This is a genomic window from Pseudomonas sp. BB438 (genome assembly GCF_057180225.1).
This window is the reverse complement of record NZ_CM170001.1, coordinates 5991882-6017434: the sequence shown is the minus strand read 5'-3', so window position 1 is coordinate 6017434 and position 25553 is coordinate 5991882. Positions and strand designations below refer to the sequence as shown.

The 25553-nt window shown below is 65.0% G+C and carries 24 protein-coding genes and 1 riboswitch; of the genes, 15 read left to right on the top strand and 9 right to left on the bottom strand.

Annotation, left to right across the window (positions count from 1 at the left end; translation table 11 throughout):
• Positions 1 to 154: 154 nt before the first annotated feature.
• The 7 genes from pip to AC1ZV1_RS27665 all read left to right on the top strand — a co-directional run bounded on the left by pip (position 155) and on the right by AC1ZV1_RS27665 (position 8679).
• Positions 155 to 1126, top strand: coding sequence for a prolyl aminopeptidase (pip, locus tag AC1ZV1_RS27695; RefSeq protein ID WP_484294555.1), 972 nt, complete (start codon positions 155 to 157; stop codon positions 1124 to 1126).
• Positions 1123 to 1560 carry a D-aminoacyl-tRNA deacylase gene (dtd, locus tag AC1ZV1_RS27690; protein WP_484294554.1) on the top strand — a complete coding sequence of 146 codons (438 nt, stop codon included), beginning with the start codon at positions 1123 to 1125 and terminating at the stop codon, positions 1558 to 1560. Before pip ends, dtd begins: the two co-directional genes overlap by 4 nt.
• A gap of 201 nt (positions 1561 to 1761) precedes the next feature.
• Positions 1762 to 3330 (top strand): glucan biosynthesis protein G, encoded by a 1569-nt coding sequence (locus tag AC1ZV1_RS27685; protein WP_484294553.1) that lies wholly within the window; start codon positions 1762 to 1764, stop codon positions 3328 to 3330.
• The gene (mdoH, locus tag AC1ZV1_RS27680; protein WP_484294552.1) at positions 3323 to 5896 is read left to right on the top strand and encodes a glucans biosynthesis glucosyltransferase MdoH; all 2574 of its coding nucleotides are present in this window, start codon (positions 3323 to 3325) and stop codon (positions 5894 to 5896) included. Before AC1ZV1_RS27685 ends, mdoH begins: the two co-directional genes overlap by 8 nt.
• A 222-nt stretch (positions 5897 to 6118) precedes the next feature.
• Positions 6119 to 6916, top strand: coding sequence for a transporter substrate-binding domain-containing protein (locus tag AC1ZV1_RS27675; protein ID WP_484294551.1), 798 nt, complete (start codon positions 6119 to 6121; stop codon positions 6914 to 6916).
• Between the two features lie 73 nt (positions 6917 to 6989).
• A complete protein-coding gene (locus AC1ZV1_RS27670; protein WP_484294550.1) occupies positions 6990 to 7952 on the top strand; it encodes an amino acid ABC transporter permease in 963 nt (320 codons plus the stop codon).
• A complete protein-coding gene (locus tag AC1ZV1_RS27665) occupies positions 7945 to 8679 on the top strand; it encodes an amino acid ABC transporter ATP-binding protein (RefSeq protein WP_484294549.1) in 735 nt (244 codons plus the stop codon). Before AC1ZV1_RS27670 ends, AC1ZV1_RS27665 begins: the two co-directional genes overlap by 8 nt.
• 138 nt (positions 8680 to 8817) lie before the next feature.
• On the opposite strand, the gene rhlE2 is transcribed toward AC1ZV1_RS27665, so the two are convergent.
• The 6 genes from rhlE2 to AC1ZV1_RS27635 form a co-directional block, all read right to left on the bottom strand.
• A complete protein-coding gene (gene rhlE2, locus AC1ZV1_RS27660; RefSeq protein WP_484294548.1) occupies positions 8818 to 10860 on the bottom strand; it encodes an RNA helicase RhlE2 in 2043 nt (680 codons plus the stop codon).
• A 154-nt stretch (positions 10861 to 11014) separates the two neighbouring features.
• Complete coding sequence (gene metF / locus AC1ZV1_RS27655) at positions 11015 to 11863, bottom strand: methylenetetrahydrofolate reductase [NAD(P)H] (RefSeq protein ID WP_484294547.1); 849 nt, start codon at positions 11861 to 11863, stop codon at positions 11015 to 11017.
• Positions 11864 to 11917: 54 nt separating this feature from the next.
• Positions 11918 to 12448: an HD domain-containing protein gene (locus AC1ZV1_RS27650; protein ID WP_484294546.1), complete on the bottom strand. Its 531-nt coding sequence runs from the start codon at positions 12446 to 12448 to the stop codon at positions 11918 to 11920.
• Between the two features lie 58 nt (positions 12449 to 12506).
• On the bottom strand, positions 12507 to 13916 hold the full coding sequence (ahcY, locus tag AC1ZV1_RS27645; RefSeq protein WP_484294545.1) for an adenosylhomocysteinase: 1410 nt from the start codon (positions 13914 to 13916) through the stop codon (positions 12507 to 12509).
• Positions 13917 to 13939: 23 nt separating this feature from the next.
• Positions 13940 to 14051, bottom strand: a riboswitch (S-adenosyl-L-homocysteine riboswitch).
• 216 nt (positions 14052 to 14267) lie between these two features.
• A complete protein-coding gene (locus tag AC1ZV1_RS27640; protein ID WP_484294544.1) occupies positions 14268 to 15491 on the bottom strand; it encodes a CaiB/BaiF CoA transferase family protein in 1224 nt (407 codons plus the stop codon).
• Between the two features lie 135 nt (positions 15492 to 15626).
• Positions 15627 to 16808, bottom strand: coding sequence for an acyl-CoA dehydrogenase (locus AC1ZV1_RS27635; RefSeq protein ID WP_038803335.1), 1182 nt, complete (start codon positions 16806 to 16808; stop codon positions 15627 to 15629).
• Positions 16809 to 17037: 229 nt separating this feature from the next.
• Here AC1ZV1_RS27635 and gcvA point away from each other — a divergent pair, with 229 nt between their 5' ends.
• The 5 genes from gcvA (at position 17038) to AC1ZV1_RS27610 (ending at position 21323) form a co-directional block, all read left to right on the top strand.
• Positions 17038 to 17946, top strand: a complete 909-nt coding sequence (gene gcvA, locus AC1ZV1_RS27630) for a transcriptional regulator GcvA (protein WP_484294543.1) — start codon at positions 17038 to 17040, stop codon at positions 17944 to 17946.
• 105 nt (positions 17947 to 18051) lie between these two features.
• Complete coding sequence (locus tag AC1ZV1_RS27625) at positions 18052 to 18459, top strand: acyl-CoA thioesterase (RefSeq protein ID WP_311197209.1); 408 nt, start codon at positions 18052 to 18054, stop codon at positions 18457 to 18459.
• A gap of 193 nt (positions 18460 to 18652) precedes the next feature.
• Positions 18653 to 19660: an ABC transporter substrate-binding protein gene (locus tag AC1ZV1_RS27620; protein ID WP_484294542.1), complete on the top strand. Its 1008-nt coding sequence runs from the start codon at positions 18653 to 18655 to the stop codon at positions 19658 to 19660.
• An 80-nt stretch (positions 19661 to 19740) separates the two neighbouring features.
• A complete protein-coding gene (locus AC1ZV1_RS27615; RefSeq protein ID WP_484294541.1) occupies positions 19741 to 20547 on the top strand; it encodes an ABC transporter permease in 807 nt (268 codons plus the stop codon).
• The gene (locus AC1ZV1_RS27610; protein ID WP_484294540.1) at positions 20547 to 21323 is read left to right on the top strand and encodes an ABC transporter ATP-binding protein; all 777 of its coding nucleotides are present in this window, start codon (positions 20547 to 20549) and stop codon (positions 21321 to 21323) included. Before AC1ZV1_RS27615 ends, AC1ZV1_RS27610 begins: the two co-directional genes overlap by 1 nt.
• Positions 21324 to 21342: 19 nt before the next feature.
• Here AC1ZV1_RS27610 and AC1ZV1_RS27605 read toward each other — a convergent pair whose 3' ends face one another.
• Together AC1ZV1_RS27605 and AC1ZV1_RS27600 are read right to left on the bottom strand one after the other, a co-directional pair.
• Entirely contained in the window at positions 21343 to 22329 is a 987-nt protein-coding gene (locus tag AC1ZV1_RS27605) for a TPM domain-containing protein (RefSeq protein WP_484294539.1), read from the bottom strand.
• Entirely contained in the window at positions 22326 to 22940 is a 615-nt protein-coding gene (locus AC1ZV1_RS27600; protein ID WP_484294538.1) for a LemA family protein, read from the bottom strand. The genes AC1ZV1_RS27605 and AC1ZV1_RS27600 overlap by 4 nt, the downstream gene beginning before the upstream one ends.
• A gap of 147 nt (positions 22941 to 23087) precedes the next feature.
• Here AC1ZV1_RS27600 and AC1ZV1_RS27595 point away from each other — a divergent pair, with 147 nt between their 5' ends.
• The 3 genes from AC1ZV1_RS27595 to AC1ZV1_RS27585 all read left to right on the top strand — a co-directional run bounded on the left by AC1ZV1_RS27595 (position 23088) and on the right by AC1ZV1_RS27585 (position 25017).
• Complete coding sequence (locus tag AC1ZV1_RS27595) at positions 23088 to 23918, top strand: EamA family transporter (RefSeq protein ID WP_484294537.1); 831 nt, start codon at positions 23088 to 23090, stop codon at positions 23916 to 23918.
• A 100-nt stretch (positions 23919 to 24018) separates the two neighbouring features.
• The gene (locus tag AC1ZV1_RS27590) at positions 24019 to 24405 is read left to right on the top strand and encodes an MAPEG family protein (RefSeq protein ID WP_484294536.1); all 387 of its coding nucleotides are present in this window, start codon (positions 24019 to 24021) and stop codon (positions 24403 to 24405) included.
• Between the two features lie 144 nt (positions 24406 to 24549).
• Positions 24550 to 25017 (top strand): c-type cytochrome, encoded by a 468-nt coding sequence (locus tag AC1ZV1_RS27585; RefSeq protein WP_484294535.1) that lies wholly within the window; start codon positions 24550 to 24552, stop codon positions 25015 to 25017.
• Between the two features lie 55 nt (positions 25018 to 25072).
• Here the strand turns inward: AC1ZV1_RS27585 and AC1ZV1_RS27580 are convergent, their stop codons facing one another.
• Positions 25073 to 25471, bottom strand: a complete 399-nt coding sequence (locus AC1ZV1_RS27580; protein ID WP_484294534.1) for a DUF1090 domain-containing protein — start codon at positions 25469 to 25471, stop codon at positions 25073 to 25075.
• Positions 25472 to 25553 lie beyond the last annotated feature (82 nt).

Genomic DNA, 25553 nt, shown 5'->3' with positions numbered 1-25553 from the left:
TTTCGCTGGCCCGAGTATCATGCCCGACACCGTGGGGGCCGAAGACTTTCGATGGAAGTCACGCTGCGGCAACGCGACTTTCTATAAGTAGGCGACAGGCCCTAGGATGGTTACTGGTCCGGAGCGACCGTACGCACTGATCCAGGAGCGAGCCATGCAAACTTTGTATCCGGAAATCAAGCCTTACGCCCGCCATGAACTGGCCGTCGAGGAGCCGCACGTCCTCTATGTGGACGAGAGTGGCACGCCCGACGGATTGCCGGTTCTGTTCATCCATGGTGGCCCGGGCTCCGGTTGCGATGCCATGTCGCGGCGCTTCTTCGATCCGAATATCTACCGCATCGTTACCTTCGACCAGCGCGGCTGTGGCCGCTCCACGCCCTACGCGAGCCTGGAGAACAACACCACCTGGCATCTGATCCAGGATATCGAACGCATCCGCGAACACCTCGGCATCGACAAATGGGTGCTGTTCGGCGGCTCCTGGGGCTCGACCCTGTCGCTGGCCTACGCCCAGACCCATCCCGAGCGGGTGCTGGCGCTGATCGTGCGCGGCATCTTCCTCTGCCGTCCGCAGGAGATCCGCTGGTTCTACCAGGAAGGCGCGAGCCGCCTGTTCCCCGACTACTGGGAAGACTACCTGGCGCCGATTCCTGCCGATGAGCACGACGACCTGCTGCACGCCTTCCATCGCCGCCTGACCGGTCCGGACCAGATCGCCCAGATGCACGCCGCACGCGCCTGGTCCACCTGGGAAGGGCGCACGGCCACGCTGCGGCCGAATCCGGCGGTGGTGGATCGCTTCGCCGACCCGCACCGCTCGCTGTCCATCGCCCGCATCGAGAACCACTACTTCGTCAACGATGGCTTCCTCGAGCCTGATCAGTTGCTGCGCGACATGCACAAGATCGCCCATCTGCCGGGCGTGATCGTCCACGGCCGCTACGATGTCGTCTGCCCGCTGGACAACGCCTGGGCGCTGCACAAGGCCTGGCCGAACAGCGAGTTGCAGATCGTCCGCGACGCCGGCCATGTGGCCGGCGAGCCGGGTATCACCGATGCGCTGGTACGCGCCACCAATGAGATAGGCCGGCGCCTGCTGAACCTGCCGCCGGAGGCTGAATGAAGGGGCTGATCCAGCGGGTGCGTGGCGCGCGTGTCGAGGTCGAGGGCGAAATTGTCGGTGCCATCGATCACGGCCTGCTGGTCCTGGTGGGGGTCGAACCCCAGGATGATGAGGCGTCGGTGAACCGTTTGTTGCACAAGCTGCTTAACTATCGAGTGTTTGGCGACGATGAAGGTAAAATGAACCTTTCATTGAGCGACGTTGGTGGCGGCCTGCTGCTGGTGTCGCAGTTCACCCTGGCCGCGGATACCCGAAAGGGGCTGCGGCCGAGTTTTTCCAGCGCGGCGCCACCTGAAAAGGGCGCCGCGTTGTTCGATCTGCTGGTGGAACAGGCGCGGGAGCGTCATCCGCTGGTCGCCACTGGCCGTTTTGGCGCCAACATGCAGGTCCACCTGGTCAATGATGGTCCGGTGACCTTTCTACTGGAGGCTTGAACGCGCGGCAGCTTGTCATATCGCCGTGGGATGATGGTTAGGGCTTATGCACTTAGAACAATGCGCCTCCGGGAGCTCGAAGTACCCCTGGAAAAAAGCGGGGAATCATTCAGGCTCACCGGGGTCGGAATTCAATCGCCAGCAGATTGGCATCGCCTTTGCTGGCTTTAATCGTTTTGTGTTCACGGACGAGGGGGACTCGTGATTTTCCGTTCCGTTCAACAACCGCTTTCGCGCCACATCCTTCGCGGACTGGTCGGCTCCGCCCTGCTGGCGTTGAGCGCAACCCACGCCTGGGCCTTCAACCTCGACGACGTTGGCGAACAGGCCAAGGCGCTGGCTGCTGAGAAGTACAGCGCACCGACGAGCAACCTGCCATCGGAATTCAGCGAAATGAAATTCGCCGATTACCAGCAGATCCGCTTCCGCAACGAGAAGGCCTACTGGGCCGACGAGAAAACCCCCTTCAAGATCAGCTTCTATCACCAGGGCATGCACTTCGACACCCCGGTGAAGATCAACGAGGTCACGGCGACCGACGTCAAGGAAATCAAGTACGATCCTTCCCGTTTCGACTTTGGTTCGCTGAAGTTCGACGCCAATGCCACCAAGGACCTGGGCTACGCGGGCTTCCGCCTGCTGTATCCGGTCAATGCCCCCGACAAGCAGGACGAAATCGCCACCTTCCTGGGTGCGAGTTACTTCCGCATCATCGGCAAGGATCAATGGTGGGGGCTGTCCGCACGCGGCCTGGCGCTGGACACCGCGCTTCCGTCGGGTGAGGAATTCCCGCGCTTCCGCGAGTTCTGGATCGAAAAGCCCAAGCCCAAGGACAAGCACCTGGTGATCTTCGCGCTGCTGGATTCGCCCCGTGCGACTGGCGCGTACCGCTTCACCATTCGTCCGGGCAATGACACCGTGGTCGATGTGAAGGCCCGCGTGTACCTGCGCGACAAGGTGACCAAGCTGGGACTGGCACCGCTGACCAGCATGTTCCTGTTCGGCTCCAACCAGCCTTCGCCGGAACACAACTTCCGTCCGGAACTGCATGACTCCACCGGCCTGCAGATTCATGCTGGCAACGACGAGTGGATCTGGCGCCCGCTGAACAACCCGAAACACCTGTCCGTCAGCGCGTACAGCGTCGAGAACCCACGTGGTTTCGGCCTGCTGCAGCGCGGTCGCGAGTTCTCCCGCTACGAAGACCTGGACGACCGCTACGATCTGCGTCCGTCCGCCTGGGTCGAGCCGCAGGGTGACTGGGGCAAGGGCACCATCGAGCTGGTGGAGATCCCGACCCCGGACGAGACCAACGACAATATCGTGGCCTTCTGGAACCCCGAGAAGCGTCCGGAAGCCGGCGAGCCGCTGGACTTCGCCTACCGCATGCGCTGGACCAAGGACGAGGACGCTCTGCACGACGCCAAGAATGCCTGGGTCAAGCAGACCCTGCGCTCGGTCGGCGACGTGAAGCAGAAGAACCTGATCCGCCAGCCTGACGGCAGCGTGGCCCTGGTCGTCGATTTTGTCGGCCCGACCCTGAAGGCGCTGGCAGGCGATGCGCCGGTGACCACCCAGGTGAGCACCGACGACAACGCCGAGGTGAAGGAAAACAGCCTGCGCTACAACGCGGTGACCCAGGGCTGGCGTCTGACCCTGCGGATCAAGGTCAAGGATCCGAAGAAGCCGACGGAGATGCGTGCTGCGCTGGTGAACGGTGGCCAGACCATTTCCGAAACCTGGAGCTACCAGCTGCCTGCCGATGAATAACTCCTCCGCTACCACCGCGCCGGTGGCCGACTACCTCGCGCACCTGCCCCTTTCGGCGCAGGAGCGTGAGCAGCTGGCCCAGGCCGGTTCCATCAGCGAGCTGCACGAGCAGCTCGCTGGCGATGTCCAGGGTAACGATGCTGCGCTGGCCTCGGTCGGTGCGCGTCTGCGCCATGGCTACGGGCCGGACCTCGACGACGCCCAGATGCTGGGTATGGATGACAACGGCCGCACCTACCTCAAGGCCGCGCCGCCGATCCAGCGCACCAAGGTGATTCCCGAACCCTGGCGCACCAACCCGATCATGCGCGGCTGGCGTCGCCTGACTGGACGCAGCAACCCCTCCAAGCCTTTGCGCGACCTGCCCAGGGCGCGCTGGCAGCGGGTCGGCTCGTTGCGTCGGTTCATCCTGGTCCTGCTCATGCTCGGCCAGACCAGCGTCGCCACCTACTACATGAAAGGCATCCTGCCCTACCAGGGCTGGGCCTTCGTCGACCTCGAAGAGATCAACCGCCAGACCTTCCTGCAGACCCTGGAGCAGGTGCTGCCCTACGTTATCCAGTTCGGCGTGCTGGCCCTCTTCGCCATCCTCTTCTGCTGGGTCTCGGCAGGTTTCTGGACGGCCCTGATGGGCTTCTGGGAGCTGCTCACCGGTCGCGATCGCTACCGTATCTCCGGCAGCAGTGCCGGCAGTGAGCCGATCGCCGCCGACGCGCGCACTGCGATTGTCATGCCGATCTGCAACGAGGACGTTCCGCGCGTCTTCGCCGGCCTGCGGGCGACCTACGAGTCGGTGGCGGCCAGCGGCGAGCTGGATCGCTTCGACTTCTTCGTGCTCAGCGACACCAATCAGCCCGATATCGCCATGGCCGAAGAAAAGGCCTGGATCGAGCTGTGCAAGGAAGCCTTGGGCTTCGGTCGCATCTTCTACCGTCGCCGCCGGCGCCGGGTGAAGCGCAAGAGCGGCAATATCGACGACTTCTGCCGTCGCTGGGGCGGCCAGTACAAGTACATGGTCGTCATGGACGCCGACAGCGTGATGAGCGGCGACTGCCTGACCAAGCTGGTGCGCCTGATGGAGGCCAATCCCGAGGCCGGCATCATCCAGACCGCGCCCAAGGCGTCGGGCATGGATACGCTCTATGCACGCATGCAGCAGTTCGCTACTCGCGTGTACGGCCCGCTGTTCACCGCCGGCCTGCACTTCTGGCAGCTCGGTGAGTCCCACTACTGGGGCCACAACGCGATCATCCGGGTGAAACCCTTCATCGAGCACTGCGCCCTGGCGCCGCTGCCGGGCAAGGGGTCCTTCGCTGGTGCGATCCTCTCCCACGACTTCGTCGAAGCCGCGCTGATGCGCCGCGCCGGCTGGGGCGTGTGGATCGCCTACGACCTGGAAGGCAGCTACGAGGAATTGCCGCCCAACCTGCTGGACGAGCTCAAGCGTGACCGCCGCTGGTGCCACGGCAACCTGATGAACTTCCGCCTGTTCCTGGTCAAGGGCATGCACCCGGTACACCGCGCGGTGTTCCTCACCGGCGTGATGTCCTACCTGTCGGCGCCGCTGTGGTTCTTCTTCCTGGTGCTGTCCACCGCGCTGCTGGCGGTGCACCAGTTGATGGAGCCGCAGTACTTCCTGGAACCACGCCAGCTGTTCCCGATCTGGCCGCAGTGGCACCCGGAGAAGGCCATCGCCCTGTTCTCCACCACCCTGACCCTGCTGTTCCTGCCCAAGCTGCTCAGCGTCATGCTGATCTGGGCCAAGGGCGCCAAGAGCTACGGCGGCGTGATCAAGGTGACCCTGAGCATGCTCCTGGAGATGTTCTTCTCGGTGCTGCTCGCCCCGGTACGCATGCTCTTCCACACCCGCTTCGTGCTGGCCGCGTTCCTCGGCTGGGAGGCCCAGTGGAAGTCGCCGCAGCGTGACGACGACGACACCCCGTGGAGCGAGGCGATTCGTCGCCACGGTCTGCAGACCCTGCTGGGCCTGTGCTGGGCGCTGCTGGTGGCATGGCTGAACCCGCGCTTCCTGTGGTGGCTGTCGCCTATCGTCGGCGCCCTGATGCTGTCGATCCCGGTCTCGGTGATCAGCAGCCGGGTGAAGCTGGGCCTCGCCTCGCGCGACGAGAAGCTCTTCCTCATCCCCGAGGAATACGACACGCCCCGCGAGCTGCGTGCCACCGACGAGTACACCTACCAGAACCGCTGGCAGGCGCTGAAGGACGGTTTCGTCCGTTCCGCCGTCGACCCGGTGCTGAACGCTCTGGCCTGCGCCATGGGGACTGCCCGCCACGGCCAGTCCGCCGCCATCGAAGCGACCCGCACCGCGCTGGTCGAGAAGGCGCTGGAAGCCGGTCCCGAGCAGCTCGACGGCAACCGCCGCCTGGCGCTGCTGAGCGACCCGGTGGCGTTGTCGCGCCTGCACCTGGCGCTCTGGCAGGGCGACAAGGAACAGTGGATCGGCCCCTGGCGGCAATCGCTGAAGGCCGATGCCCATGCGCCGGCCGTACCCCTGGCGCCGGTCGCGGAGCAGGGCGCCATGGCGCTGCCCGCCGCGCAATCCTGATCCGGCGTCTCCCCATCCCGCTCGGGATGGGGAGACGTGGCGGTTTAGCCTGTTTTCCCCGCGCACCGCTGCTGGTACCCTGCGCCAGCTATCCAGAAAAGATTGAGATATCCGCCGCATGGGGTACGCTTCGCACCCTTTGCGCGCACGGCATGCCTTGGTGCGCCTGGTTCGATCGCTGGAAAAAACAACACGTTCTTTCACTTGCTTGGGAGTATGGGGATGAAAAAGTACCTGGCATCGCTGGTGATGGGCGTCTGCGCCCTGGTCAGCGTGAGCGCGGCTCAGGCCGGCGCCATCGATGAAGCGGCCAAGCGCGGCACCCTGCGCGTGGGCATGGACCCGACCTACATGCCGTTCGAGATGACCAACAAGCGCGGTCAGATCGTTGGCTTCGAAGTGGACCTGCTCAAGGCCATGGCCAAGTCCATGAACGTCAAGCTGGAGCTGGTCTCCACTGCCTATGACGGTATCATCCCGGCGCTGCTGACCGACAAGTTCGACATGATCGGCTCGGGCATGACCCTGACCCAGGAGCGCAACCTGCGCGTCAACTTCTCCGATCCCTTCATCGTGGTCGGTCAGACGCTGCTGATCCGCAAGGAGCTGCAAGGCGAGATCAAGTCCTACAAGGACCTGAACGATGCCAAATACCGCATTACCTCCAAGATCGGTACCACGGGCGAGTTCGTTGCCAAGAAGCAGCTGTCCAAGGCTCAGTACCACGGCTTCGACAACGAGCCGGAAGCGGTCATGGACGTGGTCAACGGCAAGGCCGACGCCTTCATCTACGACTCGCCGTACAACGTCGTTGGCGTGAGCAAGTTCGGCGCCGGCAAGCTGGTACATCTGGACCAGCCGTTCACCTACGAGCCGCTGGCCTTCGGTCTGAAGAAGGGCGACTACGACTCGATCAACTTCATCAACAACTTCCTCGAGCAGATCCGTGAAGACGGCACCTATGATCGTCTGCACGACAAGTGGTTCAAGAACACCGACTGGCTCAAGGACATGGAATAATCCACGTCTGACGCTGGTTGACCCGACGCGCAGGCCCTGAGCCTGCGCGTTCGCATTTTCACGGTAGAGATTCGTGGCTAGAACGAAACGCGCAACCTGGCCCTGGCACGGGCTGACCGGACTGATCCTCCTGTTGATCGGCCTGGCCCTCTGGTACTCCACATCGCTGATCTCCTACGAGTGGCGCTGGAATCGCGTCCCGCAGTACTTCGCCTACCAGGCCGAAGAACCCCTGCGTGCGGACGTCATTTCGCGGGTGGAGAAGATCGAGGATCAGGGCGGTAATGCCCGCGTCACCCTGGTAGACGAAGACGGCAAGCAACAGGTGCTGACCGTGGCCGCCGACAGCCTCCAGTTCTCCGAGAACGACGATGTCGCCGAGGGCGATGTGGTCGGCGCGACCCGCCACTGGGCGGCCGGCCCGCTGGCCTGGGGCCTGTGGACCACGCTGTGGATCTCCTTCGTTTCCGGCGCGCTGGGCCTGGTCATCGGCCTCTTCACCGGCCTCTGTCGCCTGTCGAAGAATCCTACGCTGCATGACCTGTCGACTCTCTATGTCGAACTGGTACGTGGCACGCCGCTGCTGGTACAGATCTTCATCTTCTACTTCTTCATCGGCACCGTGCTGAACCTCTCCCGCGAGTTCGCAGGCGTCGCGGCGCTGGCGCTGTTCACTGGCGCCTACGTGGCCGAAATCGTTCGTGCGGGTGTGCAGTCCATCGCGCGTGGCCAGGATGAAGCCGCGCGCTCCCTGGGCCTGAACGCCGCGCAGTCGATGCGCCACGTGATTCTGCCGCAGGCCTTCAAGCGCGTATTGCCGCCGCTGGCCGGGCAGTTCATCAGCCTGGTCAAGGACACTTCCCTGGTCTCGGTGATCGCCATCACCGAACTGACCAAGAGTGGCCGCGAGGCGATCACCACCTCGTTCTCCACCTTCGAGATCTGGTTCTGCGTCGCTGCCCTTTATCTCGTGATCAACCTGCCGCTGTCGCATATTGCGGGGCGCCTGGAGCGGAGGCTCGGTCAAAGTGATTGAAGTCCGTAACCTGACCAAGGTCTTCGATACGCGCGGGCAGGTCGTGCGCGCGGTGGATGACGTCACCACCGGCGTCGCCAAGGGCGAGGTGGTGGTGGTGATCGGGCCGTCCGGCTCGGGCAAGTCCACCTTCCTGCGCTGCCTGAATGGCCTGGAGGAGTTCGACTCCGGCTCGGTGAGCATCGACGGCGTCGACCTCGCCAACCCGAAGACCGACATCAACGCCTACCGCCGCGAAGTCGGTATGGTGTTCCAGCACTTCAACCTGTTCCCGCACATGACCGTGCTGGAGAACCTGTGCCTCGCGCAAAAAGTCGTGCGCAAACGCGGCAAGGCCGAGCGCGAGGCCAAGGCCCGTGCGTTGCTGGAGAAGGTCGGTATTGGTCAGAAGGCCAACGAGTACCCGTCGCGCCTCTCCGGCGGCCAGCAGCAGCGCGTGGCGATTGCCCGTGCGTTGTGCATGGAGCCGAAGGTGATGCTGTTCGACGAGCCCACCTCGGCGCTCGACCCGGAGATGGTCGGCGAGGTGCTGGACGTGATGAAGACCCTGGCTCTGGAAGGCATGACCATGGTTTGCGTGACCCACGAAATGGGCTTTGCCCGTGAAGTGGCCGATCGCGTGCTGTTCTTCGATCATGGCAAGCTGCTGGAAGACGCCGCCCCTGCGGCGTTCTTCGCGCAGCCGAAGGATGCTCGTGCGCAGTCGTTCCTGCGCCAAGTGCTGTGAGGTTGCTGCCTCGCTGAAGAAGCCGCCTTCGGGCGGCTTTTTTGTGCCCTTGATTCAGTAGGAGCGCGGCACTAGACGGCAATCCTGCACAGCCCAGGCAAAAAGAAACCGCCCCGGAGGGCGGTTTTCTCTACAGCATCACTCGCGGTTGCGGGTCAGCAGCGCGGGACGCTCGGTCTTGCGGCGCGGTTCCAGCTCTTCCAGCTGCTCCGGCGTCGGGAAGCGGTCGGTGCGGACCAGGTCGCGCTTGTTGATCACCACCGGCTGGCGGGTCGGCTTGGCGGCGCCGTACTCGCTCGGCTCGCGCAGCGGGGCGTCGTTCATGCGCGAAGCCGGAGCCTTGCCACCGCGCTTGCGCTGGCCCTGCTTGCCCTGGCCGTTGGCGCCCTGCCCTTGGCCCTGAGTGCGGCCGCCGCCATTCGGCTTCTTGGCGGCGCGGCCTTGACCTTGGCTGCGATTCTGACCTTGGCCGCTGCCCTGGCCACCCTGGCCGCGAGCGCGCTGCTGGCCCTGCTGGTTCTGACCCTGACCGCCACGGCGGCGCTGGCCGCGTTGCTGGTCCTTGTCCGGGTAGGGGCTGACGTAATCGGCGCGGTTGCCGAAGTTGTCGAAGTCGTCGTCAAGGAATTCTTCCGGATCGCGATTTCCATCGACGGCTTTCGGCGCGCGTGTCGGCTTGGGCTGCTGCTGGCGGCCCTGACCCTGCTGGTCCTGCTGGCGGGACTGGCGCGGTTGTCGGGGCTCGCGCGGCTCACGTGGCTGAGCGTTGGCATTCGGCTGAGCGTCGCCGCCCTGGCCATCGCCCTTCTTCTTGCCGCGACCGCCGCGGCGGCGGCGCTTGCCGGCAGGCTTGTCGCCGTCCGCAGATTCGCCTTCAGTGGCAGGGGCGGCGTTCTGCTGCTCCTCGCTTCGGGCCTGCTGCGGTTTATCGTTGTTGCGGTCCTTGCGCTCACCGCGCTTGGCCTTGTCCTTGCGCGGCTGGCGCTGGGGGGCTTCCTTCGACTCGGCCTGCTGGACTTCCGGCAGCACGGTGTCGGGGTCGAAGCCCAGCATGTCGCCATCGGGGATGCGCTGCTTGGTCAGGCGCTCGATGGCCTTGAGCAGCTTGTCCTCGTCCGGGGCGACCAGCGAGATGGCCTCACCGGTGCGACCGGCACGGCCGGTGCGGCCGATGCGGTGGACGTAGTCTTCCTCGACGTTGGGCAACTCGTAGTTGACCACGTGGGGCAACTGGTCGATGTCCAGGCCGCGGGCAGCGATGTCGGTGGCGACCAGGATGCGCACGTCGTTGGCCTTGAAGTCGGCCAGGGCCTTGGTGCGCGCGTTCTGGCTCTTGTTGCCGTGGATCGCGGCGGCCGGCAGGCCGTGCTTGGTCAGGTATTCGGCGAGGCGGTTGGCGCCGTGCTTGGTGCGGGTGAACACCAGCACCTGTTCCCAGGCACCCATGGTCACCAGGTGCGCGAGCAGGGCGCGCTTCTGCACGGACGGAATACGGAACACGCGCTGTTCGATACGCTCGACGGTGGTGTTCGGCGGGGTGACCTCGATGCGCTCCGGGTTGTGCAGGAGCTTGTTGGTGAGGTCGATGATGTCTTTCGAGAAGGTCGCCGAGAACAGCAGGTTCTGGCGCTTGGCCGGCAGCTTCGCGAGGACCTTCTTCACGTCGTGGATGAAGCCCATGTCGAGCATGCGGTCGGCTTCATCAAGGACGAGGATTTCCACACGGGAGAGATCGACACTGCCCTGTCCGATCAGGTCGAGCAGGCGGCCGGGGCAGGCAACCAGGACATCGACGCCCTTGGACATCGCCTGGACCTGCGGATTCATGCCGACGCCGCCGAAGATGCAGGCGCTCTTCAGGGGCAGGTCGCGGGCGTAGACCTTGAAGCTGTCATGCACCTGGGCGGCCAGCTCGCGGGTCGGAGTCAGTACCAGGACGCGGGCCTGGCGCGGGCCATGGCGGTGTTCGCGGTCGGGGTGGCCTTCGGGGAACAGGCGCTCGAGTACCGGGAGGGCGAAGCCGCCGGTCTTGCCGGTGCCGGTCTGGGCGGCAACCATGAGGTCACGACCTTGCAGTACGGCGGGGATGGCGCGTTCCTGAACGGGAGTGGGGCGCGCGTAGCCGGCGGCTTCAACGGCGCCTGCCAGGGCCTCGGAGAGACCGAGGGAGGAAAAGGACATGCGGGGTTCCTGTAGGCCGGCGACCTGCCGGCTCGAGGGCGCGTGATTTCAAGCTCGGGGCGAGCGCTCAGCCGATGGCTGGAAGCACCCCGTCCACGATGCGCCGGCGTTGCGCTGGCCGGGATCGCGGACGGTAAGCCCGGAGCAATGATCCTCAGCGGGGGAGCTTGAGGTTGTTCCAGAGCGCCAGGCTGGGTTCAGCCTGGTTCAGGGTGTAGAAATGCAGACCGGGTGCGCCACCTTCAAGGAGGCGTTCGCACATGTCGGTGATGACCTGCTCACCAAAGGCCTGGATGCTGGCGATATCGTCGCCGTAGGCTTCCAGCTGCTTGCGAATCCAGCGGGGGATTTCCGCGCCACAGGCGTCGGAGAAGCGTGCCAGTTTGGTGTAGTTGGTGATCGGCATGATACCCGGTACGACCGGGATGCTGACACCGAGTTTCTCCGCACGCTCGACAAAATGGAAGTAGCTGTCGGCGTTGAAGAAGTATTGTGTGATGGCAGAGTCGGCGCCGGCTTTGACCTTGCGCACGAAATTCGCCAAATCATCCTCGAAATTACGCGCTTGCGGGTGAACTTCCGGATAGGCGGCAACTTCGATGTGGAAGTGATCGCCGGTTTCGGCGCGGATGAATTCCACCAGTTCGTTGGCGTAGCGCAGCTCGCCGCTGGCCATGCCCATGCCCGAAGGCAGGTCGCCGCGCAGGGCGACGATGCGGCGGATGCCGGCATCCTTGTAGTGGGCCAGCAGGGCGCGCAGCTCGGGCTTGGTGTCGCCGACGCAGGACAGGTGCGGTGCAGTCGGCACCTGCACGTCACCGTCCAGCTGCAGCACGGTGGTCAGGGTACGGTCGCGCGTGGAGCCGCCGGCACCGTAGGTGCAGGAGAAGAAGTCGGGCTTTTTCGCGGCCAGCTGGCGCGCGCTGGCCAGCAGTTTTTCATGGCCGGCTTCGGTCTTGGCGGGGAAGAACTCGAAGCTGAAACGGCGTTCTTTCTGACTCATGGTCGTTCCTTCGGCGCCGCGTCATTGCGTGGCTGCCGGCATGTGCCGTCGACTTCAGAAGTAACGGCGGTAGTTGTCTATCTTCGTGCGCAGTCGCTCGGCACTGGGCTCGTGCGCGTGGCCGAGGGCGGCCAGGATGCGCTGCGACTGAGCATGGTATTCGGCGATCTTGCTCCGCGCCCAGGTCGAGGGTGGCGGCTGCAGGTTGGTTATCCGGTCGCACAGCTTGACGATCGCATACTGCGGCGCGCCGGTCGCCAGCCTTTCGAGGTAGATATCGAACGGCAACTTCTCGCCATTCACCACCTTGCTCAGGCGCTGGGCGCCGTCGGCGACGAATCCGCCGAAACGCATCTGCAGCTCCTCGAAGGGCACCGGGGTGTCTTCGAGCACGTCGTGCAGCAGGGCAATCTGGACGGCTTCCGCCAGGCGCTCGATGGGCGCTTCGCGGTCGGCCGCCATCACTTCATTGGCCACCATCGCCAGGTGGACCGCGTAGGGCAGCGTCGAGGCGGTCAGGGTCTGCCCGGCATGTGCGCCGGCGGCGAAGAGCCAGGCCTGGTTGTAGCTGTCCTGCAGGTCCATGCGGTGGTCGTCCGGATAGCAAAGAGGGCAGACGATTGCTCGTCTGCCCCCTGGCACATCAGTAGCGGTAGGTGTCCGGCTTGAACGGGCCTTCCACGGTCACGCCGATGTACTCGGCCTGTTTCGGGGTCAGCTGGGTGACGACGCCACCGAAGCCTTTCACCATCTCCAGAGCCACTTCTTCGTCCAGTTTCTTCGGCAGGACTTCGACGGTCAGGCGTTCGGCTTTCTTCTCGGCGGAGAGGTCAGCGTACTTCTGCTCGAACAGGAAGATCTGCGCCAGCACCTGGTTGGCGAAGGAGCCGTCCATGATGCGGCTCGGGTGGCCGGTAGCGTTGCCCAGGTTCACCAGGCGGCCTTCGGCCAGCAGGATCAGGTAGTCGTCGTTGGCCGGATCGAAATCGCCAGCGCCGGTGCGGTGGATCTTGTGCACCTGCGGCTTCACCTCTTCCCAGGCCCAGGTCTTGCGCATGAAGGCCGTGTCGATCTCGTTGTCGAAGTGACCGATGTTGCACACCACGGCGCGCTTCTTCAGGGCTTTCAGCATGCCGGCGTCGCAGACGTTGACGTTGCCGGTGGTGGTGACGATCAGGTCGATCTTGCCCAGCAGAGCGGCATCAACGCTGGCTTCGGTGCCATCGTTCAGGCCGTTCTTGTACGGGGATACCAGCTCGAAGCCGTCCATGCAGGCCTGCATGGCACAGATCGGGTCGATTTCCGAGACCTTCACGATCATGCCTTCCTGACGCAGGGACTGGGCGGAGCCCTTGCCCACGTCGCCGTAGCCGATCACCAGGGCCTGCTTGCCCGACAGCAGGTGGTCGGTGCCGCGCTTGATGGCGTCGTTCAGGCTGTGGCGGCAGCCGTACTTGTTGTCGTTCTTGCTCTTGGTCACAGCGTCGTTGACGTTGATCGCCGGGACTTTCAGGGTGCCGGCCTTGAGCATGTCGAGCAGGCGGTGCACACCGGTGGTGGTTTCTTCAGTGACGCCGTGGATGCGCTCGAGCATCTGCGGGTACTTCTTGTGCAGAATCTCGGTCAGGTCACCACCGTCGTCCAGCACCATGTTGGCGTCCCACGGCTGGCCATCCTTCAGGATGGTCTGCTCGATGCACCACTCGTACTCCTGCTCGGTCTCGCCTTTCCAGGCGAACACCGGGATGCCGGCGGCGGCGATGGCGGCAGCGGCCTGGTCCTGGGTGGAGAAGATGTTGCAGGACGACCAGCGGACTTCCGCGCCCAGCGCGGTCAGCGTCTCGATGAGGACGCCGGTCTGGATGGTCATGTGGATGCAGCCGAGGATCTTCGCGCCTTTCAGCGGCTGGCTGGCGGCGTACTTGCGGCGCAGGCCCATCAGTGCCGGCATTTCGGACTCGGCGATGATCAGCTCGCGGCGGCCCCAGGCGGCCAGGGAAATGTCGGCGACCTTGTAGTCGGTGAAACCGGCAGGCGTCAAGACAGCGCTCATGCTGTAACTCTCCATTCGTTGTCTGCGAATGGGCGCCGTTGATGCGTTTGGCGATCGGCGATGCCGACCGTGACGCGCCCCATCCGAGCCTGACAAGCCGAAGCGAATCGACCTGCTGCAGCGCCCCTCGGACGGGTGGCGGGAACGACCGGACAACGCCGGCCGTTAGTGAAGCCTGCGGATTATAGCCATGGCGCATGACAAGCCAAAGGCTTTTGGTCGCGTTCGCGCACTAGATTGCGACCGGGATCCCCGTCGCGCCCGCGCCAGGGGCCGTGAAAACCCTGGCGCGGGCGTCGTTGCGGGGATCGTTGGGCACCCGCAGGGCGCGGGTGCCGGTTGTCAGGAGGCTTAGATGACGCCGTCGTCGCGCAGTTTGCCGATCGCGGCCTGGTCCAGGCCGAGCACGCCTTCGAGGATTTCCTGGGTGTGCTGGCCGAGGGTAGGCGGGGCGTTGCGGTATTCCACGGGCGTCTCGGACAGGCGGATCGGGCTGGCCACCTGCGGCACGCTGCCGCCCAGCGGATGCGGCAGGTCCACGCGCAGGCCGCGGGCGATCACCTGCGGATCGGCGAAGACCTGCGCCAGGTCGTTGATCGGGCCGCAGGGCACGCTGGCCTGCTCCAGCACGGCGATCCACTCGGCGGTGGTGCGCATCACGGTGGACTGGCGGATCAGCGGTATCAGCACGTCGCGGTGCGCCACGCGCGCCTTGTTGGTGGCGAAGCGTTCGTCGGTGGCCCATTCCGGGTGGCCCGCCAGTTCGGCGAACTTGCGGAACTGGCCGTCGTTGCCGACGGTGAGAATGAAGTCGCCATCGGCAGTCGGGAAGTCCTGGTACGGCACGATGTTCGGGTGCGCGTTGCCCAGGCGACGCGGCGGGTTGCCGGTGGTCAGGTAGTTCAGGGTCTGGTTGGCGAGGCAGGCGACCTGCACGTCCAGCAGCGCCATGTCGATGTGCTGGCCGATGCCGCTGACGTCACGGTGGGCGAGTGCGGCAAGGATCGCGGTAGACGAATACAGGCCGGTGAGGATGTCGGTCAGTGCTACGCCGACCTTCACGGGGCCTGCGCCTTCCTCGGCGTCGGAACGCCCGGTCAGGCTCATCAGGCCGCCCAGGCCCTGGATCATGAAGTCGTAGCCGGCGCGCTTGGCGTAGGGACCGAACTGGCCGAAGCCGGTGATCGAGCAATAGATCAGCTTCGGATTCAGCGCTTTCAGCGACTCGTAGTCCAGGCCGTAGGCCTTGAGCCCGCCGACCTTGAAATTCTCCAGCACGATGTCGGCCTTGGCGGCGAGTTCGCGTACCAGGCGCTGGCCCTCGGGCTGGGTGAAGTCGATGGTCAGGGATTTCTTGTTGCGGTTCGCCGACAGGTAATACGCCGCTTCGCTGGTGTCGCGGCCGTCTGCATCCTTCAGGAACGGCGGGCCCCAGGCGCGGGTGTCGTCGCCGCTGCCGGGACGCTCGATCTTGATCACTTCCGCGCCGAGGTCGGCGAGGATCTGCCCGGCCCAGGGGCCGGCGAGAACGCGGGAGAGGTCGAGGACACGGATGTGCGAAAGGGCGCCGGACATGCAATCACCTGCAGCTTGAATAGGGGCGGGGAGGGCGCAGTGCGGGGACTCCACGGTCCTCCCCGGGGCCTCTCGGGCGAGAGGTAAATCGGGCGCCAGTCCGGCTCCAGGCAGGAGCCGGTTGGCGCGAGGCGCTTAGAAGAACGCCTGGATGCCGGTCTGGGCGCGGCCGAGGATCAGCGCGTGGACGTCGTGGGTACCTTCGTAGGTGTTCACCACTTCCAGGTTGACCAGATGGCGGGCAACGCCGAACTCGTCGGAGATGCCGTTGCCGCCGAGCATGTCGCGGGCCAGGCGGGCGATGTCCAGGGCCTTGCCGCAGCTGTTGCGCTTCATGATCGAGGTGATTTCGACGGCGGCGGTGCCTTCGTCCTTCATCCGGCCCAGGCGCAGGCAGCCTTGCAGGGCGAGGGTGATGTCGGTCTGCATGTCGGCCAGTTTCTTCTGGATCAGCTGGTTGGCGGCCAGCGGGCGGCCGAACTGCTTGCGGTCCAGGGTGTACTGGCGAGCGGTGTGCCAGCAGGCTTCGGCGGCACCCAGGGCGCCCCAGGAGATGCCGTAGCGGGCGGAGTTCAGGCACGTGAACGGGCCGCGCAGGCCGCGCACGTCCGGGAAGGCGTTCTCTTCCGGGCAGAACACGTTGTTCATCACGATCTCGCCGGTGATCGAGGCGCGCAGGCCGACCTTGCCGTGGATCGCCGGGGCGGACAGGCCTTCCCAGCCTTTTTCCAGGACGAAGCCGCGGATCTGGCCTTCGTCATCCTTGGCCCAGACCACGAAGACGTCGGCGATCGGGCTGTTGGTGATCCACATCTTGGCGCCGGTCAGGCGGTAGCCACCGTCGACTTTCTTGGCGCGGGTGATCATCGAGCCCGGGTCGGAGCCGTGGTCCGGCTCGGTCAGGCCGAAGCAGCCGATGTATTCGCCGCTGGCCAGTTTCGGCAGGTACTTCTGCTTGGTGGCTTCATTGCCGAATTCGTTGATCGGCACCATCACCAGGGAGGACTGCACGCTCATCATCGAGCGGTAGCCGGAGTCGATGCGCTCGACTTCACGGGCAATCAGGCCGTAGCACACGTAGTTCAGGCCGCTGCCGCCGTACTGTTCGGGGATGGTCGCGCCGAGCAGGCCGGTTTCGCCCATCTCGCGGAAGATCGCCGGGTCGGTCTGCTCATGGCGGAAGGCTTCCAGCACGCGCGGGGCCAGCTTGTCCTGGGCGAACTGCTGGGCGCTGTCGCGCACCATGCGCTCTTCTTCGGTGAGTTGCTGATCCAGCAGCAGCGGATCTTCCCAGTTGAAGCTTGCTTTGGTCGCCATGGAGAAACCTCTAACGCAGACAGTGAAAGACCCGCTCAAGTCTAGGCGGGCTCGGTGTCGGTCATCCTAGTCAGCCGTCGGGAAGCCGGGCAACCGACTAATTCGCACGCTGTTGTGCTATTTTGTCACTCCGTAATCGCATGGTTGATGCGGAATCTTGCTGGTACTGCCTCTATCTCGGGCGTTCCTGGCGAGTTCTGCGCATCACGATATTCCGAAGAGGCATTCGATGCGACGCAAGATCCCGACCACCGCGGCGTTGGTTGCGTTCGAGTCCGCCGCCCGTCACGAGAGTTTCACCAAGGCCGCCGACGAACTGTCGCTGACCCAGAGCGCGATCTGCCGACAGATCGCCACGCTGGAAGACTTCCTTGGCGTCGAGCTGTTTCGCCGCTCTCGGCGCGGTGTGAAACTGACCGAGGCGGGGCTCAACTACAGTCGCCGTGTGGCCCAGCGCCTGGACGCGGTGGAGCGCGACACGCTGGCGGTGATGGGCCAGCAGGGCGGCGGCACGCTGGAGCTGGCAGTAGTACCGACCTTCGCCACCCAGTGGCTGCTGCCGCGGCTGAAAGACTTCAAGCGCCTGCATCCGGAAGTGACGGTCAACCTGACCAACCGCACACGGCCTTTCCTCTTCGCCGACACCGAGTTCGACGCCGCGCTGTATTTCGGCGATGGCGTGTGGTCCGGTACGGTCGCCAACTTCCTCATGCACGAGAACCCGGTGCCGGTGTGCAACCCCGAGCTGTTGGGTGGGCGGAGGGAGCTCTCCGCGGCGCAGATCGCCGAGTTGCCGCTGATGCAGCAGACCACCCGGCCCTACGCCTGGCGCCAGTGGTTCGGCTCGCTGGGCATGAGCGTGGCGCACGACATGAGCGGCACGCGCTACGAGCTGTTTTCCATGCTCGCCCAGGCGGCGATGCACGGCATGGGCGTGGCGCTGATTCCGCCGATGCTGATCCAGCAGGAGCTGGCCGACGGCAGGCTGATCGTGCCGATGCAACATGCCTATTTGAGCGAAAATGCCTATTACCTGATGATTCCCGAACGCAAGGTGGAATCGGCGACGCTGGGTGCCTTCCGCGACTGGCTGGTGGATGAGGCTGCCAAGTATCGCGCCGAAGCCGGGCTCGGCTGAGTCATGGCAAGGTGCCTGGTGCCGGCCGAGTCCAGACTTGCATAGCCGGCGGGGCTTTCCCCGTCATCGCGCTCACGAGGCGCAACCTCCCAAGAAGGAGCTTCCATGAATTTCCATACCCGCAAATGGGTCAAGCCTGAAGACCTCAACCCGAACGGCACCCTGTTCGGCGGCAGTCTTCTGAAGTGGATCGACGAAGAGGCGGCGATCTACGCCATCGTCCAGCTGGGCAACCAGCGCGTGGTCACCAAGTTCATCTCCGAGATCAACTTCGTCAGTTCCGCGCGCCAGGGCGACATCATCGAGCTGGGCATCACCGCCACCGAGTTCGGCCGCACCTCGATCACCCTGACCTGCGAAGTGCGTAACAAGATCACCCGCAAGAGCATCCTCACGGTCGACAAGATGGTCTTCGTCAACATCGGCCCGGACGGCCAGCCGGCGCCGCACGGCCGCACCGAGATCCTCTACATCAAGGACCAGTTCAAGGACGACGCCATTCCCCAGCCCTGATGGCTGATTTGTGCAGGTGATTGCCAGCGTGCCCGGAGCCAAGCCGAACCGCGGCGAAAACCTTTGCATTTGCGTCGATTGAGTGTGAGCCTGTGCCCGCCCACGGCGGGCATGGGCCGACGCCAGCTCCCCGCCGATCCAGCTGCACGCATTCACTGGAGTGCGTCTGCAAAACAATGACCGGGGAGAGACCATGCACACCACCTTCGCATCCGCGCTGCGCCAACTGGCCGTGGCTACCTGCGCCAGCCTGCTGCTGGCCGGCGCCGCGCACGCCGCGCCGCTCAAGGCCGACGCCAAGCCAGAGGCCGGCACCTTCAAGATGGGCATGCAGCCCTGGCTGGGCTACGGCCAGTGGTACGTCGCCGAACAGGCCGGCGCCTTCAAGGCCAACGGCCTGGAGCAGGTCGAACTGGTCAACTTCACCGAAGACAAGGACATGAACGCCGCCCTGGCCAGCGGCCAGATCGATGGCGGCAACCTCGCCACCCACACCGCCATGGCCATGGTCGCCGCCGGCCTGCCGGTGAAGATCGTCCTGCTGCTGGACCAGAGCACCAGCGCCGATGCGCTGATCGTCGATCCGTCGATCAAGACCCTGGCCGACCTCAAGGGCAAGCAGGTCGCCTACGAAGAAGGCACCACCAGCGACATCCTCCTGCACAGCGCCCTGCGCAAGGCCGGCCTGACCATCGCCGACGTGCAGCCGGTGCCGATGCCAGCGGCCAACGCCGGCAGCGCGCTGATCGCCGGGCAAGTCCCGGCTGCCGTGACCTACGAACCCTACCTGTCCGCCGCCAAGCAGCAGAACCCCAAGGTCAACCTGCTGTACAAGGGCTCGGATGACCCGGGCATCATCAGCGACGTGTTCGTGGTGCGCGACGAGGTCCTGAAGGAGCGTCCCGGCCAGGTACTGGCGCTGATCAAAAGCTGGGAAGCCGGTCTCAAGCACTACAACGAGAAGAATGCCGAAGGCCGCGCCGCCATCGCCAAGGGCGTGGGCGCCGACGAGTCCGAGCTGGCCAGCGCGTTCGATGGCGTGCACTTCTACTCGGTGAAGGAAAACCAGGCGGAGCTGAAAGGCGCCTTCCAGAAAGGCTCCTTCGAGCACATCCAGAAGGCCGCCAGCGAAGCCGGCATCCTGCAGCAGCCGGTCACCCCGGCGCAGGCCATCGACGCGCGCTTCGTCGAGGCGCTCTGACTCTCTGATGTGATCTTTTGCGACACGGCGTGCGCCGGCCCTGAGCCGGCGCGCGTCGTTCTCCGTTCGACGAGCCCGACATGAAAGCCCGACAATCCAACCCGCTGTTCACCATCGGCAAGCCGATCGCACAGCGCCATTTCCTGCTCATCGGCGGCGCCGTGTTCGTCCTGCTGGCGCTGCTCTGGTGGCTGGCCGGCGCTAGCGGAGCGGTACCGAAGATATTCCTGCCGGCACCCGGCGACGTCTGGGCGCGCATGCTCAAGCTGGCCGCCGACGGCACCCTGTGGTCGGACCTGAAGGTCAGCGTGTACCGCATCGCCGTGGCCTTCCTGGTGTCCTCGGCGATGTCCATCGTGATCGGCGTGTTCGCCGGCTGCTACGGCTTCTGGAAAGCCGCCACCGAGCCGCTGGTGGACTTCGTGCGCTACATGCCTGTGGTGGCCTTCGTGCCGTTGACCATCCTCTGGGCCGGTACCAGCGACTTCCAGAAATTCCTCATCATCTGGATCGGCACCTTCTTCCAGCAGGTGCTGATGGTGATGGACGCCATCAAGCGCGTGCCGGCGGACTTCGTCGGCCTCGGTCGAACGCTCGGCATGCCGGACCGCCGCATTCTCCTGAAGATCGTCCTGCCCAGCGCGCTGCCGGGCATCTGGGACGCTCTGCGGATCAGCCTCGGCTGGGCCTGGACCTGGCTGGTGCTGGCCGAACTGGTGGCGGCGACCTCGGGCCTGGGCTACCGCATCACCGTATCCCAGCGCTTCTTCCAGACCGACACCATCATCGGCTACATCCTCCTGCTCGGCTTCCTCGGTCTGGTCACCGACCAGGCCATGCGCGCTGGCGAGAAGGTCCTGTTTCGCTACAACCGGAGACGCAGCTGATGGCGACCCTGGAAATCTCCGGCCTGCACAAGAGCTTTGCAGTCGGCAAGGAGCGCCGCGAGGTGCTGCGCAATATCGACCTGACACTGGCGGACAACGAGTTCGTTTCCATCGTCGGCACCTCGGGCTGCGGCAAGAGCACGCTGCTGTCGATCGCCGCCGGCCTGGAAGAGTTCGACAGCGGCAGCGTGAAGGTGGACGGCGTGCCGGTCACCGGGCCGGGCCTGGACCGTGGCGTGGTGTTCCAGTCCTACACCCTGCTGCCCTGGCTCACCGCGCGGCAGAATGTCGAGTTCGCCCTCAAGGCGGCCGGCCTGTCCCGTGCGCAATGCCGCGAGATCGCCGACGAGCACCTGGAACTGGTGAAGCTGGCGACGTTCGCCGAGGCCTATCCGAACGAGCTGTCCGGCGGCATGAAGCAGCGCGTGGCGATCGCCCGGGCGCTGTCCTACCGTCCGAAGATCCTGCTGATGGACGAGCCCTTCGGTGCGCTGGATGCGATGACCCGCCACCAGATGCAGGAGTTGCTCACGCGCATCTGGGAAACCCACCGGCTGACGGTGATGTTCGTCACCCACGATGTGGAGGAGGCGGTCTACCTGTCTGACCGCATCGTAGTGATGGGCCTGGGTCCGGGGCGGATCAAGACCACCTTCGACGTGAAACTCGGCCGCCCGCGCCACGAGGACATGGCCGCCAGCGCCGAGTTCATCGACCTGCAGCGCCAGGTGCTGCGCTCGATCCGCGAAGAAGAGCAGGGCATCGCTGCCCTCTGATCCTCAGCGCCATACCGGGTTACCAGCGGCCGGAGGCACCGCCGCCGCCGCTGGAGCCGCCGCCACCACGGAAGCCTCCGCCGCCACCGCCACCACGACCGCCGCCACCGCGGCCGATCGAGCTGATGATCATCAGCAGCAGCTGCAGCACGCCGGAGGTCAGCCACATCGGCGGCAGGAAGAAGATGTACAGCACCAGCGGGATCGAAAAGGAACCGATCACCTGCTGCTGCAGGGCGTCGGGATTGGCTTCGCTGAACAGCAGGACGAGCGACGCCACGCCGCCGACCAGGGCGCTGCACAGCAGGTAGCGGCCCATGCTGCGCTGGCGCAGCCATTGCACCGGGAATAGCAGGCACAGCAGCGGTACGCCGACCAGCAGGACGAGCAGGCCGAGCAGGCGTGCGGGCGGGATTTCCCCGGTGGTGCTGGCGTTGCGGTTGGAATAGGCGTCGCTGTAGCGCGTCACTGGCCCCGTTTGCGGCAGGAGGTCTGGTTCGCTGTCCTGCTGTGCGGCTGTGGCCGGTGGTTCGATCAGGGCGATCAGGCTGTCCACGCCAGCCTGGATGCCCGTAGCGAAATCCCCGGTCTTGAAGTGCGGGACTATGGTGTCGCGGATGATGCGCCCGGCCTGCACGTCGGTGATGGTGCCTTCCAGGCCGTAGCCGACCTCGATGCGCAGCGCGCGATCATTCTTGGCGACCACCAGCAGCACACCATCGTCCACCCCCTTGCGGCCGAGCTTCCATTGCTCGAAGGCGCGCACGGCGTAGTCCTCGATGCTGTCCTCGCCCGTAGTGGCGATCATCAGTACGGCGATTTGCGCGCCCTTGCGCTGTTCGAGGCCGGCGAGCTGGCTTTCCAGCTGCGCGCGCTGGCCGCCGTCGAGGGTCTGGGTGAGGTCGGTGACGCGGGCGCTGAGCGGCGGGATGGCGACCGGCGCCGCCTGCAGCAGAGCCGCCCAGCACAGCAGCAGGGCGGCCAGCAGCCAGCGCGGCAGGGTCATTGCGCGGGCTGCGCCGGCGCGTTGCCGAAGTCCACTTTAGGCGCGGTGGAGATAGCGGCTTCGTTCTCGACGCTGAAGTTGGCCTTGGGTTGGTAGCCGAATATCTTCGCGGTGATCACCTGCGGGAACTGACGAATCATCACGTTGTACTCCTGCACGGCCTTCACGTAGCGGCCACGGGCAACGGTGATGCGGTTTTCGGTGCCTTCGAGCTGGGTCAGAAGATCCTTGAACAGGCCATCAGCCTTGAGCTGCGGGTAGTTCTCGGTGACCACCAGCAGGCGCGAGAGCGCCGAGCTGAGCTCGCCCTGGGCTTGCTGGAAGCGCTTCACGGCAGCCTCGTCGCCGAGCTGGTCGGCATTGAGCGTGGTGCTGCCGACCTTGGCGCGGGCCTCGGTCACCTGGGTGAGCACACTGGCCTCATGGGAGGCGTAGCCCTTCACGGTGCTGACCAGGTTGGGAATCAGATCGGCGCGGCGCTGGTATTGGTTCAGCACTTCGGACCAGGCGGCCTTCACCTGTTCGTCGCCGGCCTGCATGGCGTTGTAGCCGCAGCCGGAGAGGAGAGAGACGAGGATGTAAGCGGTCAGGAATTTGAACAGGCGTTGCATGGCAGGCGCTCGTGCTGGCGAAAAGGCCCAGTCTAGGCCACTTCCCCCCTGAAGGGCGCGCGAAAATTATCCGAATCAGCCGGTGCTTGTCGGTCATGGGGTGGCTCGGGGTAGAATTGCGCTGGTCTATACCAGGAGTTCGTTTTCGTGCTCGCCACTACCCTGGTGCTGCTGGCCGCCCTGCTGCACGCCACCTGGAATACCCTCGTCAAGTTCAGCAACGACCGCCTGCTGGTGGTCGCCTGCATGGACATGGTCGGCCTGACGGCCGGACTGGCCCTGTTGCCCTGGATCGAGATCCCTCCCGCCGAGGTCTGGCCCTGGCTGCTGGCCGCCGTTTCGCTGCAGCTGGTCTACCGGGTGCTGCTGATCCAGGCCTACAAGGTCGGTGACCTGGGGCTGGTCTATCCGCTGATGCGCGGGCTGTCGCCGCTGGTGGTGCTGGCGCTGACCCTGACCTTCGGTGGCGAGCACCTGACCGACAAGCAGATCCTCGGCATCCTGCTGATCCCGGTCGGCATGCTGTTCCTGCTCAAGGGCGGCGGTGGGTCGAAGCTGCCGTGGATCGCCTATCCCACTGTGCTGCTGATGGGCGTGTGCATCGGCAGCTACACCTGGACCGACGGCAATGCGCTGAAGCTCTGGCCCAGGCCGCTGGACTACCTGGTCTGGCTGTCACTGCTGTCCGGCCTGCCGTTCCCATTGGTGGCGCTGGTGGGGCGGACTCGCGCCTTCGCCAAATTCTGGATCAACGACTGGAAGCTCGGCCTCAGCGTCGGTTTCTGCGTACTGCTCAGCTATGGGCTGGTGCTCTGGGCCATGCAACTGGGCTCTATCGCCGAGGCTGCTGCCCTGCGCGAGACCAGCGTGCTGCTGGTGGTGCTGTTCGGCATGCGCTTCCTCAAGGAGCCCTTCGGCTTGCCGCGCCTGGCCGCGTGCAGCCTGGTGCTGGCCGGTATGCTGGTGATGAAGCTCTGAGGATTGGCTCGCGCTACGAAGCGCTTCGCCAAGCCGGTCAAGGACGCGGCGCGCTGCGATCACCTAAGCTGCGCGCTTTCCCCTCGACGAGACATCTGCCATGCCCATTGCCTTCTGGTGCGTCCTGATCGCGATCTTCCTGCCCTACGTCGGCACCAGCATCGCCAAGTTCACCGGTGGCGGCTTCGGCCCCCGGCAGAACCACGACCCGCGAACCTTCCTCGCCACCCTGGAGGGCTATCGCAAGCGCGCCAACGCCTTCCAGATGAACAGCTTCGAGGTGACCCCGGCCTTTGCCGCGGCGGTGATCATCGCCTACGTCGTGAACAACGCTGAGCCCGCCACCATCGACCGCCTGGCCATTGCCTGGGTCACCAGCCGCCTGCTCTACCTGATCTTCTACATCGCTGATCTCGCGCTCCTGCGTTCGCTGGCGTGGTTCCTCGGCATGGGCCTGATCATCGCGATCTTCGTCGTTTCGGCCTGACCTGTGGGCGCCTGAACGGCCGCTGAACGAAAGGTACACGGCTGCGGCGGATGGCCGCAGCTGCTTGGGCGTGGTCTGGAACATTCGGAAATCGGGGCGGATAATCCGGCGCTTCCGTGTCTGGCCGTCCTACAAGAGTCCCCCATGAAGTTGAAGACCCTGCTCGTTCTGCTGCTCGCTGGCGCGGCGCTCGCCGGTTGCCATCGCCTGGACCCCAATTCGCCGGAGTACAAGCGCCAGGCGGTGTTCAAGGAGATGCTCAAGACCAGCGAAGACATGGGCGGCATGCTGCGCGGACGGATACCCTTCGACGCAGACAAGTTCCGCGCGAACTCGACCAAGCTCGGCGAACTGGCCGACAAGCCCTGGCAGTATTTCCCCACCACCCAGCCGCCGGCGGACAAGGTGGAAAGCGACGAAACCCGCGCCAAGGCGGATATCTGGCAGCGCCAGCTGGAGTTCCAGGCCGACGCCAAGACCTTCGAGCAGGCCGTTCGTACCCTGGGTGAGAACACCCGCAACGCCGCGCCGACGCCTGAGGGTGTGCGCAAGGACTTTGCTGCGGTAGAAGACGCCTGCGAAGCCTGCCACAAGAAATTCCGCGCGCTCTAATCACAGAGCGAAGGCGGACGCTGTCCGTGGTCCCGCCGCAGGGCGGCCCGCGGTACTATTCCTCCAGCTCGCGCTTGGCCTGCTCCAGTTCGGCGCGGGCTTCAGCCAGCTTGTCCTTGCGCTTCTCGATCTTCTGCGCGTCACCCTTGTTCATCGCCTTGCGCAGGTCCTTCTCGCGCTGGGCGACTTCCTTCTCCGCGTCCAGCACGTTCTGCTTGCGCTCCTGGCTGAGGCTGGCGTCGGTGCAGTAGGTTTTCACCTTCTCCAGCGCGGTCTGCAGGCCGGCGATGCGGTGGACGTTGCCCTGGGCCTTGGCTTGTTCGAGCTGGGTTTCGATGGCAGCGCGCTTGGCAGCGCAGCCGGTCAGCGGTTGCTGGGTCGCCTCGGCGGCAAGCAGTGGGCTGGCGCAGCCGAGAGCGAGAACGGCGGCCATCAGGGCAGAGCTTCGGAACATTTTCGGAATCCTTGGTTACCAAACACTATGACGTTGCAGTCAACGGTCGGAGTTTGCCATGGACGAAGAGGGCAGGGGCTGT